A 16877-nucleotide genomic window follows, 5' to 3' on the forward strand; every position below is an offset into this window, starting at 1 on the left:
ACCGCCGAGCGATTATATGACAACCCTCCTCCTCGATTAGCTGAGCGTCATGATGCCGATGTCCCGCGGGCCGAAAATTATCCACATGATCAAGGTCTTTACATGCTCCATCGCCATTGCGACCGGGTCGGGGGTCATGGCCGCCGGTGCCCATGCCGACGAATCAGTATTCTTGAAAACACTTGCAGGAAGTTGGAGCGGTAAAGGGACGGTGAAAGTGCGGACAAATGCGCCCACCCTCAAAGTCACGTGCCGCTTTAAGTCGGACACAAACGCAAGTTCCCTCGCACTCAATGGGCGCTGCACCAGCCTCATGGTTTTTTCCCGCATTATCAGCGCCAATCTCAAGGCGAGCGGTGACAACTACACCGGCTCCTATGTTGGGGCGGGAACCGGCACCGCGGGTCTTGGCGGAAAGCGCAACGGTGATGCGATAAACCTCGCGATAAAGTGGGCGAAGGAGGTCAATGGCGATCGACGTGCGCAGATGACGATCAGAAAAATCGGAGCGTCGGGCATGCGCCTCACCACGGTCGATACCGACCCCGCCACAGGCCGATCGGTTGTCACGAGCCTGATCGACCTTCAACGAAGCTAGTGTCTTCGCTGCTTTTGAATTGCGTCATCGGCATGAAGGTTGATAGAGATGCGTCGGCGGTATAGTTTCGCTTTCGCAAATCGACGAATGACACAAGGAATAGTTATCTCATGCCGACAGGTACGGTTAAATTCTTCAATGACGACAAGGGCTTCGGCTTCATTACCCCTGAGGATGGCGGACAGGACGTGTTCGTACACGTGTCTGCGCTGCAGCGCGGCGGGTCGCTTCGCGAAGGCGACAAGGTCAGCTTCGACGTCGGACAGGATCGCAAGACCGGTAAATCAAAGGCTGAGAACGTCTCAACCCTCTGATCAAAAGTCGAAGATTGCCCAGCCCGCGTTAAGCGGGTTGGGCTCGTTGTCACGGTCTGCAGGCAAGAACGCCTTGGCGCGATAGGCTGTCACGACCGTAATCAAGCGCTGCGCGTGTCGTTTTGGGGTACCGGGACGGCAAGGGGTTTCACGCATTCACTTTAAATGCCAAGAGTCATTACCCTGACAGGATACTGTCGGCGGCCTTCTCGGCAATCATGATCACCGGCGAGTTGGTATCGCCCGAGACGATCGTCGGCATGATCGACGCATCGACGACCCACAGCTTTGCCAGCCCATGCACCCGCAATTGCGAATCGACGACAGCCATCGTGTGCCCATCTTACAGGTGCCGACCGGATGGAAGATCGTTGTGGCGATATCGCCGACGCGGCGAATCAGATCCTCGTCACTTTGGTATTCCGCGCCCGGCAGCATCTCCTGCGGCCGGTATTTGGCGATGGCACCAGCCTCCATGAGCCTACGAGCATGCCGAATCGATTTGGTCGCAATTAATGAAGGACGCCGGCTTCTTCCGCCGCAATCTTGAATGCCAATGCGGCCGCGGATGAATCGGCCCGCCCGTCGACGGCGTCCGTGCAGATCTTCTTCGCGACGGCGAAGGATGCTGCTCTCTTACGCGGCCAACAGGTCATGAGATATGCAAGCGCGTCCCTGCTACTGCGGATACTCTTAAGGTGGTCGCCATCCCCAATGATGACCTCAACCGGCTGGTCCCAAAAATCGCGGCGCATCGACGTCTCCTCAGCTCTTTCGGCTATCGGCTGAACGTCATCTGCGCAGGCTCGTTCCAGCATAGGGCTTTGGTCCTATGAACAGCCGTCGGCCGGACCAAGACGCTTGGCGAAAATTCCATCGGCGAACGATCTGGCCGGTACACGCTGCGCGTCGTGGGCGGTTCTCGTCCACTGGATTGTGATCCTCCTTGGCTGTACAGCAAGGGAGGTATTCCGAGCCCATCCCATTGAGGTGCAATTCGTCGATGACAAAAAAAGTTTATCTGGCCGGTCCGGAGGTCTTCCTTCCAAACGCCCGTGAAATGCTCGACCGGAAGGCAGCGCTTGCCCGCGAGGCGGGACTTTTCCCACTTTCGCCGGGTGATCTGGAAATCCCGCAGACGAACTCGAAGCGCGAGCGGGCAGCGGCGATAAACGCGGTGGACGAAAAGATGATGATGGAGGCTGACGCCATCATCGCCAATCTGACGCCCTTTCGTGGCATTGCGGCCGATGCGGGCACGGCCTTCGAACTCGGCTTTATGTGCGCAAGTGGCAAACCGGTATTCGCCTACACGAATGTGGCCCGGAATCACAGCGAACGCGTGAGCGATCTGTATGGCGGGGCCCTCGTCTATGATGCGGAAGGTCGACTGCGGGACCCGAACGGCATTGCGGTTGAGGATTTCGGCTTGGCCGACAATCTGATGCTGCACGCCGGAATCGAGCGGCGCGGCGGCGTCCTCATCGTCGGAGACGCGCCTCGGGATGCGCTCTATACCGACCTTGCCGCGTTCAAGACGTGTCTCGCCATCGTCGTTGAAAAGCTGCGCTAAAATGCTTGGTTCAGGCGTTCGAGGTCGAGGTCGAGGATGAATCGCCCGAATTCGTTTATCATCCGCGCAAAGCTATGATTTGGTCCCGTTCAAGCGCTGGTCTACCCAAGTATCTGTTGCGGCAGCGTTAGTCCGAAGGCGGCGCGGGCCATCAGGCAGGCGTCATCTCCGGGAACGCATTCGCGACAAACGACAGGCCGGATTTCGTAGACGAGACAGGATGTCTCAAAACCGACCCGACCTGACAGCGCATCGCAACGCGATCCGCTACAACGCATTCCCGTCTCGTCTGCGGCAACAAAGCGCGGTGGCAGCAAGTCAAGAGCATCATCACTTTCCGTGGAAAATCTCGGCCAATCAGCCGAGAACGAGCAGCACGCACCGCAGGCTTGGCAATCTACATCGCTTAGTGAGTTCATACCCAGTTCCTACCACGACACCTGCCGACTACGCAAAGTGCTTGAAACGGAACTCGGATTGGATATCGGACGATGCGCTCGCTTCCGGCTGAAGGAGATGGCCGTCGCAATGGCGACGGCCATCAAGCACTCATCTTAGCGTAGCGAACGGAACGCCGCCCGAACTTCGTTGGTAAAGATCGCGGGCTGTTCCCAAGCAGCGAAATGTCCGCCGTTATCAACTTCGTTGAAATAGATCAGCTTGCCGTAGGCTCGCTCAGTCCACGACCTCGGAGCTTGATAGATTTCCCCTGGGAAGACGCTGACCGCCACCGGCAACGTCGGGATCTTGTCGAGGGCATTGAAGTTGTTGGTATGGTCTTCCCAGTAGATCTGGGCGGCCGAGGCCCCCGTCTCCGTGAACCAGTAGAGCGAAATGTCGTCGAGCATCTCGTCGCGCGTCAGGATCTTTTCCGGTTGTTTGTCGCTGCATGTCCATTCAGCAAACTTGTCGTACATCCAAGCGGCCATTCCGACCGGCGAATCGACCAGCGAATAGCCGATGGTCTGCGGACGGGTGACCATCATTTGCGCATAGGCGGCGCTATCTCGGTAGAAAATCGCCAGCTTATCGAAGCAAGCCCGCTCCTCCTCGGTGAAGTCTGTGGGTGCGGGAGCGCCAGCAGCCAGGATAGGCACGATTTCGCTTGGGACGATTGCAGGCATGGTAAGGTGAATACCTAGCAATCCGGGAACGTTCTGATGCGCCATGCGCTGTGAGATGACCGAGCCGCAATCGCCGCCCTGCGAAACGTATTTTTGGTATCCGAGCCGGTTCATGAGCGTGCTCCATGCGCGGCCGATGTGGTCGGAATCCCATCCCCGCACGTTCGGTTTGCCGGAAAAGCCGAAGCCCGGGATCGACGGAACGACCAGATGGAAGGCATCGTCGGCTGTGCCGCCGTGAGCAGTCGGGTTTGTCAGCGGATCGATGACCTTGAGCATTTCAAGGATCGAACCCGGCCAGCCATGGGTCATGATCAATGGCAGCGCGTTCTCGTGCCCGGAACGGACGTGGATGAAATGGATGTCGAGCCCGTCGATTTCCGTGATGAACATCGGAATGGAATTGAGCTTTTCCTCGACCTTCCGCCAGTCGTAACCGTCCTGCCAATAATTGACAAGGGCGCGAAAACGGTCGAGCTGTACACCCTGGGAGTCGTCGCCGACGTTTTCCTTGGCGGGCCATCGCGCGATAGCAAGGCGCTGCTTCAACTCTTGGATCGCGCTGTCGGGAATATTGACCTTGAAAGGTCGAACCTCGTCGGCTGCGCTGGCGGTCGCAAATGACATCGCAGGCTTTAACATCGCTGCAGTGCCGGCAATGGCGGCAGCGGCCAGAAAATTGCGGCGGTTAATATCAAGAGGAAAGGACGTCAAAGGAATACTCCGTTTTAGCGTTGAATTTGCGCCCCAAGACGGTGCCGTTTTCAAGTATCCGAGATATGTCCGAGGTCATGCAGATTTGTATCCGCAGATGTCTGGCAAAGTAGCGAGGACACCCCTAGGGGACGCAAGTGGAAAACTCTCCAATTCCAATGGACGGATTTGACGGGCGCATCGCGGCCCCAGCGACGACGGCGAATCAAACAAAATCGCGGACGAAACTAACCGTTGACATCGGCGGTGTTAACGCCGAAGCCGCCTTTCTTGCAAGGATGTCGATATGAAGACCAAGACGGTCGCGGCCAATGCCGGAAACCTGATCATGACCGGCGTCGTGCTGATGTTGCTCGGCGATCTGCTCTTTGCGCTGAACGATGCGATGGGCAAGTGGCTGGTCGCAAGCTTTGCCGTCGGCCAGGTGCTGGTAATCCGCTCCGTCGGCGCTTTCGTCGTGCTCGGGCCGATGATCGTGCGGCAAGGGCCGATGGCCCTGTTCCGCGTCGACCAGAAGGCGCTCCAGTTCATGCGTGTTGCCATGGCGACCGCCGATGTCGCCCTGTTCTACGCCGCCGTCGCCTATCTGCCGCTCGCAGATGTCATGACCTTCTATATGGCCGGGCCGATCTACATTGCGGCGCTCTCGCATTTTTTTCTCGGGGAAAAGATCGGCTGGCGCCGCTGGCTTGCTGTTCTGCTTGGCTTTGCAGGCGTCGTCATCGCGCTGCGTCCATCGACAGCGATGCTGTCGCTTCCGTCGCTCTTCGGTCTTGTCGGCAGTCTTGCCTTTGCGCTGTCGCTGGTGATGAGCCGCTACCTGCGTTCGACCAGCGACACGACGCTTGTGACATGGCAGACGGTGGCCGCGCTCGCCACCGGCATCGTCTTGAGCATCGGCCATTGGCAGCCGGCAACCCTTGTCGATTGGGCCGGCATGCTATTGCTCGGGATCGTCGCCTCCTGCGCCCACCTGCTGATCACACGCTCTCTGAAACTCGCGCCGGCATCGCTGTTGGCGCCGCTGCAATATACGCTGCTGCTCTGGGCGATCGTGCTCGGCTACATCTTCTTCAACGATATTCCCGATATGCAGATCGTCGTCGGCGCCGCAATCATCGTCTTTGCCGGTCTGTTCATCTTCCATCGGAAGAGCCTGAAAGAGACAGTTCCGGTCGAAGCCGTCCCGCCCGACGGCCATTGAGGGTACAGCGCCGCTTATCTTCAGCTTCGCACAGGACGCTGCTGTAACCCCTGGAATTCCTGCATACTTCCATCCTTAAACCTTGCGGGAATAGATCAAAAGGATGGAGGCTTATTCACGTAGGCTTTCCACGGAACAATTTGGACGCCTGCACGCTACTCCCGAGCACTCAAACCCGGGAGATCGCAATGGCGTCCATGTCCCTCGAAGACCTATCCTCACAACTGAAGAAGATCGATTTCTGCATGCTGTCGACGAACGCCGGGTCGGGCCGCATCTCGGCCCGACCAATGAGCAATAATGGCGACGTCGAATATGACGGGGATTCCTGGTTCTTTTCGTATGAGGACAGCAGGAAAATCACGGAGATCGAAGGCATCGACATCGTCTCGCTGACGTTCACGGCACCTCCCAGCCTCCTCGGCAAACCGGGGATTTTCATTGCTGTCGAGGGCTTCGCCTCGCTGGTGCGGGATAAGGCGGCATTCGAAGAACATTGGGTGCCCGATCTCGAGCGGTGGTTTCCTGAAGGTGTGGACACTCCCGGGATCGTTCTTATCAAAGTTTCGGCGTCCTCCATCCGGTACTGGGATGGTGAGGAAAACGGCGAGGTCACCCTACCCGGCTCAGCGCGTTAAGAGAGCATGATGCCGAAAAGTGTGCGCGGTTTTCGGGCGACATCATGCTCTACTCTTTAATTTAGAACAGGATTCAGATTCTAGGCCAACCGGGCCTAAAATCATCCTGTTCGAGTGGCATAAAGGGGTGGCTTACTGCGGGCGGCTCCTCCCAGCCGAAGACGCTCCGGCCTCCGAAATCGGCGGACTGGCGAAATTCGCCGGCGATAATTTCCTTGAGGTCAGGACCTGTGACGTAGCGTTCCATCTGCCGGGATTGGTCATCAAGGCGCTTCAGCGCCCGCAACTCTTCCTCCCGTCCGAGCTTGCCCTTCTGTACGGCCGATTTCATCACGGCGATCGTCTCGTCGTAGACCTTGAGCGGGACTGGAAAAGGATGGCGGTCCTTGCCGCCATGGGCGATCGAGAACCGCGCCGGATCGGAAAAACGGCAAGGCGCGCCGTGGACGACTTCGGCCACCAGGGCCAACGCATTCACGGTTCGGGCACCGACACCCGGAACGAGCAGCAGTTGTTCGAAATCCGCCGGCCCACGGTCCGCCGCTGCGGCCAGATTGCCGTGCAGGCGCCGCATAATCACGTCGCTTTCGCGCACATCGTGATGTGCCGGCATGATCAGGTGCGGCAACATCGGTTGTTCGGCAGGCTCGGGCGCCGGGTGCTCAATACGCAGTAGCGCGGCGGCCTCGCGAACGATCCGGTCGGGACCGAGCGTCGCCAGCAGATCAAGCTGGCCACGCCGGGAGCGCTCGGCGCGCCTGTCGGCCAGATTGACGATCTCGCCCTGGCTCCTTCCTTCGATGGCCGCATGCGGCGAGTCGACGAAGCTCTCCAGCCCCTCCGAGAGCCAGTGATAGCGTCGGGCCTGCCGCTTGTCGCCATTCATGCCTTGCTGCACCACGACCCAATGGCCGTCATCGGCGACGATGAAGCCGTGCAGATAAAGATCGAAGCCGTCCTGAACAGCCGCGCTGTCGACCTTGGCGATGAGGCGGCTCGTCATCGCGAGCCCCTCCCCATCGAGACCGACGCGCTCGCCGATCGAGACGAGTTCCTGCGGGGTCTTGCGTGACTGCGCGCCGCGGCCGCCGCAGACATGCAAGCCAAGTTCACCGGCGCGCGGCTTTAGCCCGCGTTTTAACGCGCCAAGAACGCTGGTGGTAATGCCGGAGGAATGCCAATCCATGCCCATGACGGCGCCGAAGGACTGAAACCAGAAGGGGTGAGCGAGCCTGCGCAGGAATTCGTCGCGGCCATAGTGATGAACGATCGCCTCGGTGATCAGCGTCCCCAGCCGCGTCATCCGGTCGCCCAGCCAATGCGGCACACGTCCTCCGTGAAGCGGAAGATCGGCACTGCCTGCTCGTTGTGACATCTGATGTCCCTGCACTTTCTCTCGCCGGACAAAGTCAGTCCGGGCCGCCTCTTCCGGCACCGCACGGAACCCAAAAATATTCCAAGCGTTTGTTTTCCCAGTTAGAGGCCGAGGCAATCATGACCGCAATTGAGACCGTCTTCAATCATTCGACGCTGACCCAGGCAAAATTACCGCCATTGGTCGACCATAAAAGGCAGGATGACAGGGACCTTGACCTGCAAGGGAGTGCCGCGCAGGCGACCTTCCTGATCAACGGCAACAGCTATTTTGCCGAACTGGCGCGGGCGCTGCGGCAGGCGCGGCGCACCGTCTGGATCATCGGATGGGATTTCAATCCCGACATCCTGATGGAACCCGATAAATCCGGAGAGACGCTCGCCGACCTGCTGCACGGTCTCGCGGCGGAAAATCCCGAGCTGGAAATACGCATCCTCGTCTGGGCGCTCGGCCCTCTCTATTCTAACAAGTCCCTGCAGCTGTTTCGCAAGAAGAATTTCCCGAAGAATGCACGGATCGATCTGCGCTTCGATTTTCAGCGCGTGTTCGGCGGCTGCCATCATCAGAAACTCGTCTGCATCGACGACGCGGTTTCCTTCATCGGCGGGATGGATCTGACGGCGCGGCGGTGGGACACCTGGCTTCATCGCGCCAAAGACAAACTGCGACGTGATCCCGCAGGCGTCTCCTACGACCCCCTGCATGATGTTCAAGCGATGGTCACCGGCGACGCGGCAAAGCTGATCGGCGATATCGCCAGGCGGCGCTGGGAAGCAGCCACCGGCGAAAGCCACCCGCCATTGGCCACGAGCGCGCCCTTCGTCTGGCCGGATGATCTGCCGGTTTCGATGAGAGATATTTCGGTCAGCTTCGCGCTGACAGAACCCTCGACGGCCTTGCGGACCGGCGTCAGCGACGGCATCGACATGACACTTGATGTGATCTCCCGGGCGAAGCGATCACTTTACATCGAAGCACAATACCTCGCCTCCTTCCGGGTCGCAGACGCCATCGCCGCCCGGCTTGAGGAGGACGACGGGCCTGAAGTCATCATCATCTGCACGCGCAGCTCTCACGGGCTGATCGAAAAGCTCGTCATGGGTAATAATCGCGACCGCGTCATCCGTCGCCTCACACGCGCCGACCGGGCTCATCGCCTGCGCATTTACTATCCCGTTGTTCCAGGGCCGGCTGTGCCAAGCCCCCCCGCCGCCGGGCGAGCCTCGCCCGCGAGCACCGAGGTGGAGGTGGAGGTGCTCGTCCACTCCAAGCTGATCATCGCCGATGACAAATTGGTGCGCATTGGCTCGTCCAACATCAACAATCGCTCAGAAGCAATTGATACCGAATGCGATATGCTCTTGGAGGCCGACGGCGAAGATCAACGCCAGGGGATCGTGGATCTCCGCAACCGCCTGCTTTCGGAATACCTGGGAAGGGCGGCCGAGACCTTTGCTGCAGCCTTCACTCGCACAGGATCGGTGATCGAAGCGATCGAGACGCTGAATGATGGTCGCCGCGGCTTGCGCGAGTTTACCGTCGACATGGCCGGCAGCACAAAGCCAGTCATGGGAACCGCGCTCTTCGACCCGGGCAAGCCCAAGACCCTGCTAAGCCGACTGGGCCTCGGCGCTCTCGTCCGCCGTCTCGCTCGCCCCACGTGACCGGCGGCGAAAAACGACCTCGCTGATCGCGAGTAGCGTTGCGCCAAGCGCCAGGGGAATGAAGAAATAGACGCAGCGGAAGGCGATCAGCGCGCCGATGGATGCTTCCTTCGGCACCGCATAGGAGACGGTCGCCTCGAGCACGCCGAGACCACCTGGAACATGCGTTACCAGAATTGCCGAGTTGGCAAGCACGTAAGCTGTTACCGATCTGAAGAAGGCAACGTCGCCGAAGGCTGAGAGCATCTGGTGGAGACAGGCAGACACAAAGACGAAATTGATTGTCCCCACCCCAACTTGCGCGACCGCGACCGAAAATCGCGGCAACTGAAAGGACCAGCGCCAAAGCCGCAGCTTGCCGCGGATGAAAAACGCCAGCCCCGCATAGACGACCGGCACGATCAGCGCCAGCAGGCCGAAGATGCGCACACGGGCAGGATCAAGGCGCAGCAGACGCCCGGCGTCCCCGGGATTGACGATCATCGCCAAGCCGCCAAGCGTGATCAGCCCCAGCCCGACGGTGACGCCACAAAACAGGATGATCTTGGCGACATCCTCGGTCGTCAGCCCCCAGCGCGAATAATAACGATAGCGGAAGGCGCCGCTGCTCAGTCCGGCAAAACCGATATTGTGGCCGAGCGACAGGCTGATGAACGATGCCAACGCGATTTTCGGATAGGGCAAGGATTTACCGAGTGAACGGATCGCCAGGAGATCGAAACATCCGAGACATAGATAGGATGCCGCCGCAAAGAGAAGGGCTACGCAGAAGTTCGATAAAGGTATGCTGCGAACCGATTGGACGATCTGCTCGAGGCTGTATTGTTGGAAGATTCGGTAGAGGAGGAAGACCGCTAGACAAAGGGCAGCAACGAGCAGTCCATTCCAGATCATACTTTTCAAGCTCATCGATTGTCCTCAGGCGTGCGAGCGCGATGGTTCGATAATCTGGAACGATTAAATGAGTTTTGTGTTCCCCCCGCGAACGAGATCCATGTCCCCAAGGGACAAGCTTCAGCAGGCCCATGTCGGAAAAAACGATCAAACTCCTGACCTACAACGTGCACAGCTGTGTCGGCAACGACCGCAAGCTCGATCCCGGACGCATCGCTTCGGTCATCGCCGCGGCGGGAGCCGACATCATCGCTCTTCAGGAGGTCGATGTCCTCAGGCGCAGGACCGGCGGCATCGATCAAGCCCATACGATCGCGTCGCTTCTGGAGATGCAGGCCCATTTTCATCCGGCACTGTCTATTGCCGAAGAGCAATATGGCGATGCTATCATCACGGCGCTGCCGACTGGCGCGGTCAAGGCCGGCCCGCTGCCATCCATCGGCGAACAGCGCGGCGCCCTTTCCGTCGAAATACTGGTCGGCGACAGAAAAATGCTGGTCGTCAACACCCATCTTGGCCTTCGCGGCCGCGAGCGCATGCGGCAGATGACGACGCTATTGAACTCGGGCTGGCTGCGCGGGAAAGGGGACGAGCCTCTTCCCACCATCCTTTGCGGCGATTTCAACGCCATTCCGGCATCGGCGACTTACCGACTTGCCACGCGGTCATTGAAGGATGCCCAGCGCGCAGGCAAGGCGAGGCCAAGAGCGACCTACCCCTCCCGCTACCCGCTGATGCGCCTAGACCACATTTTCGTTTCCGACGATCTCATCGTCAAACAGGCGACGGTCCTGGACAACCGCCTGACGAGGGTCGCCTCCGATCACCTGCCTCTCCTTGCGGAAATTACTTTCGCCTAACCGGACGCCGAGAGAGCAATTGAAGCAGAAGTGGCCGTGCCCGAGGTCCTCGTTACAGGATGATGTTGATCACCTGGCGGACTTCCGCTTCATCGCGGCCGCGACCAACGGCAGTGCCGTCGTCGACACGGTTCCGAGAGGCAGTCGCCTGATGCCTCTGGTGACGATGAATGTTGCCGCCATTGCGCCGGCCAGCTTGAGCCAGGGCTGATTGCCAAGCTGCGCGTGGGCGCTTGCATCGGCCCAGCGGACGTTCTCCGCAACGACGGTCGCGGCCTGATGTTGGATCACCTGAAGGCGGGCGCGGAGGCTTTCAAGTTCTTCTCTCAGCTCTCGCAGACGACCTTCCAGGGCATGATCATCGGAGACCAGCAGAGGGTCCTCGATGGTGCCTCCAACCGGAGCGTGACCACCGAGCGTCGCAATATAAGCCCGATATTCGGCCTCGCTCGCAAAGCCCTCACGCCTGATGAGATCGGGATTGGCGTTTGCGTCGTCGAAAGCAGCCGGTGCGGTGCCGGCACTGCCGCGCCTATTCATGTTTGTGCCGATGTCCCCGAGTTCGTCCTTGAACATGATGGATCTCCAGTTGTTCCTGGCGATAGAACGCTCGACGGCTCAGAAGGATGCATCGGCCGCCGCTCGCGGTTCGCAACGGCTGCCGTCGGACTTCCGATCCTTCCACGCCCGTCATCGTCGCGACGCGTTGAAACGTTCGGGCCGAAACTCCGCCAGCAGCGAATGGCGGCGTCCGGTGGCGATCTCGTCCGCCAGCAGTTCACCGGCGATCAGGCCGAGGGTGGCGCCACTATGGCTGAAGGCGACGAAGTAGCCCCAGATCGACGGCAGTTCGCCGAAGACCGGCTCGCCGTCGCCCGGAATGGGCTTTGGGCCGACCCCATAATCATCGATCTCGAGCGTCGGATTGCCGTCGAGAACTTTCGACGCTTCGCGCAGCAGCCCGTCCAGCGTCGATTGTCTGACTTCATAGCCGCCGTCCGGCTTCACTCCGACCTCTTCCTCAGACCAGGCGGCATCGAGGGCGAAGCCGCCATTCGGCATGGGCCGGATGGCGACGCGGGGGGTGTTGAGCACGGCCTTCAGCGAATGGCGGATCGGCTTGGTCCTGACGAGAAGCGCGACTGGCGTTGCATCGTCGATATGCTGGCCGGCTTCGGCGACGATCGCCGGAACGGCGGCGCCCGCGGCAAGCAGCACAGACTCCGCGTCCCAGTGCCTGCCGTCCGCCGTGCTGACGCCACAGACGCGGGCACCTTCGACATCAATCGTCGCGCGCCCGGCGTCCGTCACGACCTCGCCGCCGAGCGAACGGAATTCCTGCGCCAGAAGGCCGATCAGGGAGGGAAGATCGACCCAGCCTTCGCCGGGATTGAAGATCGCGCCCTGCGGCGTCACCGCACCGGCGTCGACACCGGGCGTCGCGCCGGCAATGTTTTCCTGGGCCAGCCATCGCGCGTGATAGCCGAGATCGCGCTCAAAGTCGAAGACCTCGGCGATCTCATTGCCGGCGTCATCGGCATCCCAGGTCAGGCCGCCATCGAAGCGCAGCCAGGGCGCATCCGGATGCCGGGCAGCGAGGGTGCGATAACGGTCGATGCCGGCGAGGCGCAGCCGGTGATAGGCATCGGAGCGTTTCCGGGCCGAATTGAGCCAGGCGAGCGAACGACCGGAGGCGCCATTGGCAAGCGGCCCGTCGCTGACGAGCAAGGTGGCAATGCCGAGGCGAGCGAGATGGACAGCCGTCGAGACGCCGAATATTCCGCCACCGATGACGACGACCTTCGAAGGTTTTGGGGAAGCATTCATGTCGATAACCTTGTTTCCTGCTATGTCGAACGAACTCCATGCATCCGTCGTGAGAGCCGGCGACGGCATGTCTCGCATCAGGGGCTAGAGGACTTCCGCAAGGAAGCGCTTCAGCCGCTCGCTTTTGGGATTGTCGAAGATCTGCTGCGGGCAGCCGGCCTCGACGATGCGGCCCTCATCCATGAAGACGACCTGGTCGGCAACCCTGCGCGCGAATCCCATCTCATGCGTCACGACGGCCATCGTCATGCCCTGGCGGCCGAGGGCCGCCATCAGGTCGAGAACGCCCTTGACCAGTTCGGGATCCAGCGCACTCGTCACTTCGTCGAACAGGATCAGCTCCGGATCCATGGCGAGAGCACGCGCGATGGCGACGCGCTGCTGCTGCCCGCCCGATAGACTTGCCGGGCGATGATCCCTGCGCTCGGCAAGACCGACCTCGGCCAAACGCGCCTCGGCGATGCGTCGCGCCTCTTGGCTCGACATCTTCTTGATCTTCGTCAGTGAAAGCATGACGTTCTCAAGCGCGGTATGATCGGGAAACAGGTTGAAGTGCTGGAACACCATGCCCACGCGCCGGCGCAACCGCTCCGGTTTCATGGGCAGAATGCTGTCGCCGTCGAGCAGGATGTCGCCGCCTTTCGGTTCCACCAGCCTGTTCATACAGCGCAGCAGCGTCGATTTGCCGGAGCCGGAGGGGCCGATGATGCAGGTGACGGTACCGGCGGCGATGTCGAGATCGACGCCCTTCAGCACATCGAGATCGCCATAGGCCATGGTGAGATCCCGGACGTACAGGGCACCGCCCTTGAAACGCGGTTCGGTCTCCTCGCCGGATTTTGCCGCGGGTTGCGGACCGGCGGCGTGCATTTCGCTCACCTCGACCAATCCACTCGCAACACCCGAGCCGCGGCCTTGTTTTCCCAGGCGCAGTCTCGCATCGATGTAATTGACCAGGTGGGTGAGCGGCACGGTGATGACGAGATAGAAGACGCCGGCCAGCAACAAAGGCGACAGATTGCCCGTTACGACAGCTTGATCCTGCCCGACGCGGAAGATCTCCCGCTCGGAGGCGAGCAACCCCAGGAAATAGACGAGGCTGGAATCCTTGACGTTTCCGATGAATTGATTGACCAGCGCCGGCAGAACGCGCCGAATACCTTGCGGGATGACGATCAAGCGCATGCCCTGCCCGTAGCTCATGCTGAGCGCTCGGCACGCCTCCATCTGGCCGCGCTCGACGCTCTGGATGCCGGATCGGAAGATTTCGCCGATATAGGCACCGGCGATCAGGCTGAGGGCCAGGATGCCGAGCGGGAATGGTGACGGACCGAAGATCTCCCGTCCGATCCTGGCAAAACCCTGACCGATGATCAGGATGGTGACGATCGCCGGCAACCCGCGGAAAATATCGGTATAGATGCGCGCGGGCAGCCGCAGCCAGCGGGACTGCGAGATGCCCATCACCGCAAGAGCCATGCCGATGCCAACACCGAGCACGGTCGAGGCGGCGGCCAGGATCAGGGTATTCTTCAGGCCGACGCTGATCATGCTCGGCAGCACTTCGGCCATGGCCTCCCAATCCAGGAAGCTGCGGCGCAGATTTTCAAGCCAGTTCATCGAGATCCCCATCGAAGCCCGTGCCGGGCATGAAACCGCCCGCCGAAGCGGACGGCCCGCGGTCCTACTTCTTGGGAAGATACTGGTCCGGCATCGGCGAGCCAGGGAACCATTTTTCGTAGAGGGTCTTCCAGGTGCCGTCCTGCATCGCATCGTGAAGCGCTGTGTTCAACGCCGTGCGGAAGGCATCGTTTCCCTTCCTGATCACGAAACCCGCCGGCGCATCGAAGGACGGGATGTTGACCGCAACCTTCAGCGCGGGGTAGCGCTCGCCATATTGTTTGGCGGCCTCATAGTCGAGAAAATGCGCATCGACCGTGCCGTTGTTGAGGGCGGCGACGGCCGAATTGTTGTCAGGGAATTTCACGAGATCTGTCTCACCGAAATTCTTGGCCGCATAGACTTCCTGCAAGGTCCCCTGCACGACGCCGAGACGCTTGCCCTTGAGGCCAACGGAGTCCTTGATGCCGGCATCCGCAGTCAAGACCGAGAGATAACCGGCAAGATAGCCGTCGGAGAAGTCGACGGTCTTCTTGCGGGCTTCGGTGGTTCCGATCGCAGCAACGGCAACATCGAACCGTTCGTTTGCCACCGACGGCAGCAGTGCGGAGAATTCCTGGCCCGTGAACGTAACCTTGTCTTTCGGAATGCCAAGGCGGGAGACGACGTTGAGAAACAGCTCGATATCGAAACCGGTGAACTGGCCGTCCGCCGTCGCAAACGTATAGGGCTTGGCATCGCCCATCGTGCCGACGCTAATCGTCCCGGGCTCGATGAGGTTATAGGGATTTTCGGCCGCGACCGCAGAGCCGGCGCCGATCGCCAGAAGGCAGGTCAGAAGGCCGGCCCGTAGTGGAGCCGCGACGGCCGCGACTGATTCAAATGGTCTCATGTTCGTTCTCCGCTCTGAAGGGATGCTCTTTTCGGCATTCGTTACCATCCGGTCTCGTCGCCTATGCGGCGAAGATTTCTGGACAGGAGACCGGTCTTCCATATAAAGAGACCGGTCTCACGGTATATTTGATATCTGTCAATTGACCGGTCGTCAACAACTCTTGTAGTGCTGCCCCATGGAAGATTCCGCTGCCCAGAAACGTTCAGTCACGGTTGCCGACGTCGCAAAGGCAGCAAGGGTCTCGAAGGCGACGGCAGCCCGCGTGCTCGGCGGCTATGGCGTCGTCAGCGACAAGATCAAGGACCGGGTGATGGCGGCGGCGGCCGCACTCGAATACCGCCCGAACGAACTCGCGCGAAGCATGAGCACCGGACGCTCCGGCATTATCGGCGTCGTGGTCGGCGACATAGAGAATGCTTTCTTCAGCCTGGCGGTGCGCGGAATCACCGATGCAGCCCGGCTTGCGGGCTTCAACGTCATCATCGCCAATTCTGGCGAACAGCTCGATGCGGAAAAATCGGCGGTCGACCTCCTGATCGGCAAACGCGTCGATGGTCTGATCGTCACGCCGGCTCGCTGCGATCGCCCAGATCACCTGCAGCGCGTCCGCCGCGCAGGCGTGCCATTGGTTCTGTTCGACAGGGCCATCCCGGAGCTGGATGTCGACGCCGTGACCGGGGATGACCGGGATGCGGCAATCAGCGCGACCCGGCACCTGGTCGGCCAAGGACATCACCGCCTCGCCTACGTCTCCGCCATGGAGGCCGAGGACGTCGGGCTCACCGATCTCGGGCGGATAACAAATTCCGCCGTACGCGAACGCATGGAAGGCTTCGTCAGCGTTGTGACCGAGGCGGGTTTGCCGGACCCTCTTCATTATATCCGGCTCGGCGCCACGAACCAGCAACAGACAGACGCAGTGATGAAACGGCTGCTCTCGGAAACATCGCCGCCGACGGCGCTGTTGGCATCGGACAGCCTCGTGGGCCTGCGCATTTTCAAATCGCTGCAATCGCTCGGCCTGTCGATCCCTCAGGATATCTCAATGATTTCATTTCTCGACGCCGACTGGACCAGCGTCACCATTCCACCGATCACCATCGTCGACCAGCGCGTCTACGAGATGGGCAAGCTTGCCGGCGAACGGCTCGTCGCCCGTATCGAACGGACCCCGCTTGCCGTCGAACGTCTGCGCGTCACCACAAGCCTCGTTGTGCGCGGCTCCGTAGCGAGGATCAGTCGGGAAGAACCGGGTTAATCGTAGAGCTCTCCGTGGCCAATCTGCTCTTGCCTGGCGGAAGCATCGCTGATGGCAGGGTCGTCGGCTGGATCGGGATCTTTCTTGTTGGCTTCGCTCAGAAACTGCGCGGCCTTAAGAAGCGCCGCGGCTATCTCTCCGGTTGCCCAGCCCGCTTCATTGGCGGCTGCAATCAGTCTTTCCAATGCTTCGCGTGCAGCATCGGTCGCCTGTTCGAAGCGTTGCGCGGGAGCTTCCGTTATCGGGGGCGGAAAGTTCATCTGCATTCCCTCCGTGGGTTGGCTGTTGGAGATGAACGCAGCCAGCGGGAAATGGATGC

18 protein-coding genes and 1 pseudogene are annotated in these 16877 nt (G+C 60.4%); 8 read left to right on the forward strand and 11 right to left on the reverse strand.

Annotation, left to right across the window (positions count from 1 at the left end):
• Positions 1–85: 85 nt before the first annotated feature.
• Positions 86–598: a hypothetical protein gene (locus RCCGE510_RS26560; RefSeq protein WP_037079754.1), complete on the forward strand. Its 513-nt coding sequence runs from the start codon at positions 86–88 to the stop codon at positions 596–598.
• A 110-nt stretch (positions 599–708) separates the two neighbouring features.
• Positions 709–912, forward strand: coding sequence for a cold-shock protein (locus tag RCCGE510_RS26565; RefSeq protein ID WP_003572688.1), 204 nt, complete (start codon positions 709–711; stop codon positions 910–912).
• A 178-nt stretch (positions 913–1090) separates the two neighbouring features.
• Here RCCGE510_RS26565 and RCCGE510_RS33775 read toward each other — a convergent pair.
• Positions 1091–1428: pseudogene (locus RCCGE510_RS33775) on the reverse strand (GMC oxidoreductase); the annotation flags it as partial.
• Positions 1425–1667, reverse strand: a complete 243-nt coding sequence (locus tag RCCGE510_RS26570) for a DUF982 domain-containing protein (RefSeq protein WP_037079755.1) — start codon at positions 1665–1667, stop codon at positions 1425–1427. The gene RCCGE510_RS26570 and the pseudogene RCCGE510_RS33775, both read right to left, overlap by 4 nt.
• A gap of 248 nt (positions 1668–1915) precedes the next feature.
• On the opposite strand from RCCGE510_RS26570, the gene RCCGE510_RS26575 reads away from it, so the two are divergent.
• Complete coding sequence (locus RCCGE510_RS26575) at positions 1916–2485, forward strand: nucleoside 2-deoxyribosyltransferase (RefSeq protein WP_007635163.1); 570 nt, start codon at positions 1916–1918, stop codon at positions 2483–2485.
• A 101-nt stretch (positions 2486–2586) separates the two neighbouring features.
• Here the strand turns inward: RCCGE510_RS26575 and RCCGE510_RS33780 are convergent, their stop codons facing one another.
• Entirely contained in the window at positions 2587–2904 is a 318-nt protein-coding gene (locus RCCGE510_RS33780) for a YkgJ family cysteine cluster protein (protein WP_007635165.1), read from the reverse strand.
• A 135-nt stretch (positions 2905–3039) separates the two neighbouring features.
• A complete protein-coding gene (locus tag RCCGE510_RS26580; RefSeq protein WP_081525794.1) occupies positions 3040–4251 on the reverse strand; it encodes an epoxide hydrolase in 1212 nt (403 codons plus the stop codon).
• A 358-nt stretch (positions 4252–4609) separates the two neighbouring features.
• On the opposite strand from RCCGE510_RS26580, the gene RCCGE510_RS26585 reads away from it, so the two are divergent.
• Together RCCGE510_RS26585 and RCCGE510_RS26590 are read left to right on the forward strand one after the other, a co-directional pair.
• Positions 4610–5527: a DMT family transporter gene (locus tag RCCGE510_RS26585; protein WP_007635169.1), complete on the forward strand. Its 918-nt coding sequence runs from the start codon at positions 4610–4612 to the stop codon at positions 5525–5527.
• A gap of 188 nt (positions 5528–5715) precedes the next feature.
• Positions 5716–6165: a pyridoxamine 5'-phosphate oxidase family protein gene (locus RCCGE510_RS26590; protein WP_007635171.1), complete on the forward strand. Its 450-nt coding sequence runs from the start codon at positions 5716–5718 to the stop codon at positions 6163–6165.
• Between the two features lie 73 nt (positions 6166–6238).
• Here RCCGE510_RS26590 and RCCGE510_RS26595 read toward each other — a convergent pair whose 3' ends face one another.
• On the reverse strand, positions 6239–7540 hold the full coding sequence (locus tag RCCGE510_RS26595; RefSeq protein WP_052029499.1) for a DUF763 domain-containing protein: 1302 nt from the start codon (positions 7538–7540) through the stop codon (positions 6239–6241).
• Positions 7541–7659: 119 nt separating this feature from the next.
• On the opposite strand from RCCGE510_RS26595, the gene RCCGE510_RS26600 reads away from it, so the two are divergent.
• The gene (locus tag RCCGE510_RS26600; RefSeq protein WP_007635175.1) at positions 7660–9204 is read left to right on the forward strand and encodes a phospholipase D-like domain-containing protein; all 1545 of its coding nucleotides are present in this window, start codon (positions 7660–7662) and stop codon (positions 9202–9204) included.
• Here the strand turns inward: RCCGE510_RS26600 and RCCGE510_RS26605 are convergent.
• Positions 9151–10113 (reverse strand): lysylphosphatidylglycerol synthase domain-containing protein, encoded by a 963-nt coding sequence (locus RCCGE510_RS26605; RefSeq protein WP_007635178.1) that lies wholly within the window; start codon positions 10111–10113, stop codon positions 9151–9153. The genes RCCGE510_RS26600 and RCCGE510_RS26605 overlap by 54 nt on opposite strands.
• 116 nt (positions 10114–10229) lie before the next feature.
• Here RCCGE510_RS26605 and RCCGE510_RS26610 point away from each other — a divergent pair, with 116 nt between their 5' ends.
• Positions 10230–10958 (forward strand): endonuclease/exonuclease/phosphatase family protein, encoded by a 729-nt coding sequence (locus RCCGE510_RS26610; RefSeq protein ID WP_007635180.1) that lies wholly within the window; start codon positions 10230–10232, stop codon positions 10956–10958.
• 69 nt (positions 10959–11027) lie between these two features.
• On the opposite strand, the gene RCCGE510_RS26615 is transcribed toward RCCGE510_RS26610, so the two are convergent.
• From RCCGE510_RS26615 to RCCGE510_RS26630, 4 genes are all read right to left on the reverse strand, one after another.
• On the reverse strand, positions 11028–11534 hold the full coding sequence (locus RCCGE510_RS26615; protein ID WP_007635189.1) for a hypothetical protein: 507 nt from the start codon (positions 11532–11534) through the stop codon (positions 11028–11030).
• A 114-nt stretch (positions 11535–11648) separates the two neighbouring features.
• On the reverse strand, positions 11649–12785 hold the full coding sequence (locus RCCGE510_RS26620) for an FAD-binding oxidoreductase (RefSeq protein WP_007635198.1): 1137 nt from the start codon (positions 12783–12785) through the stop codon (positions 11649–11651).
• A gap of 84 nt (positions 12786–12869) precedes the next feature.
• Complete coding sequence (locus RCCGE510_RS36000) at positions 12870–14405, reverse strand: amino acid ABC transporter permease/ATP-binding protein (RefSeq protein WP_007635200.1); 1536 nt, start codon at positions 14403–14405, stop codon at positions 12870–12872.
• A gap of 64 nt (positions 14406–14469) precedes the next feature.
• On the reverse strand, positions 14470–15297 hold the full coding sequence (locus RCCGE510_RS26630) for an ABC transporter substrate-binding protein (protein WP_007635202.1): 828 nt from the start codon (positions 15295–15297) through the stop codon (positions 14470–14472).
• Between the two features lie 178 nt (positions 15298–15475).
• Here RCCGE510_RS26630 and RCCGE510_RS26635 point away from each other — a divergent pair, with 178 nt between their 5' ends.
• Entirely contained in the window at positions 15476–16558 is a 1083-nt protein-coding gene (locus RCCGE510_RS26635; RefSeq protein WP_007635217.1) for a LacI family DNA-binding transcriptional regulator, read from the forward strand.
• Here RCCGE510_RS26635 and RCCGE510_RS26640 read toward each other — a convergent pair.
• The gene (locus RCCGE510_RS26640) at positions 16555–16818 is read right to left on the reverse strand and encodes a hypothetical protein (protein WP_037079977.1); all 264 of its coding nucleotides are present in this window, start codon (positions 16816–16818) and stop codon (positions 16555–16557) included. The genes RCCGE510_RS26635 and RCCGE510_RS26640 overlap by 4 nt on opposite strands.
• Positions 16819–16877 lie beyond the last annotated feature (59 nt).

The organism is Rhizobium sp. CCGE 510, assembly GCF_000292525.1.
In the GTDB taxonomy this organism is placed as follows: Bacteria; Pseudomonadota; Alphaproteobacteria; order Rhizobiales; family Rhizobiaceae; genus Rhizobium.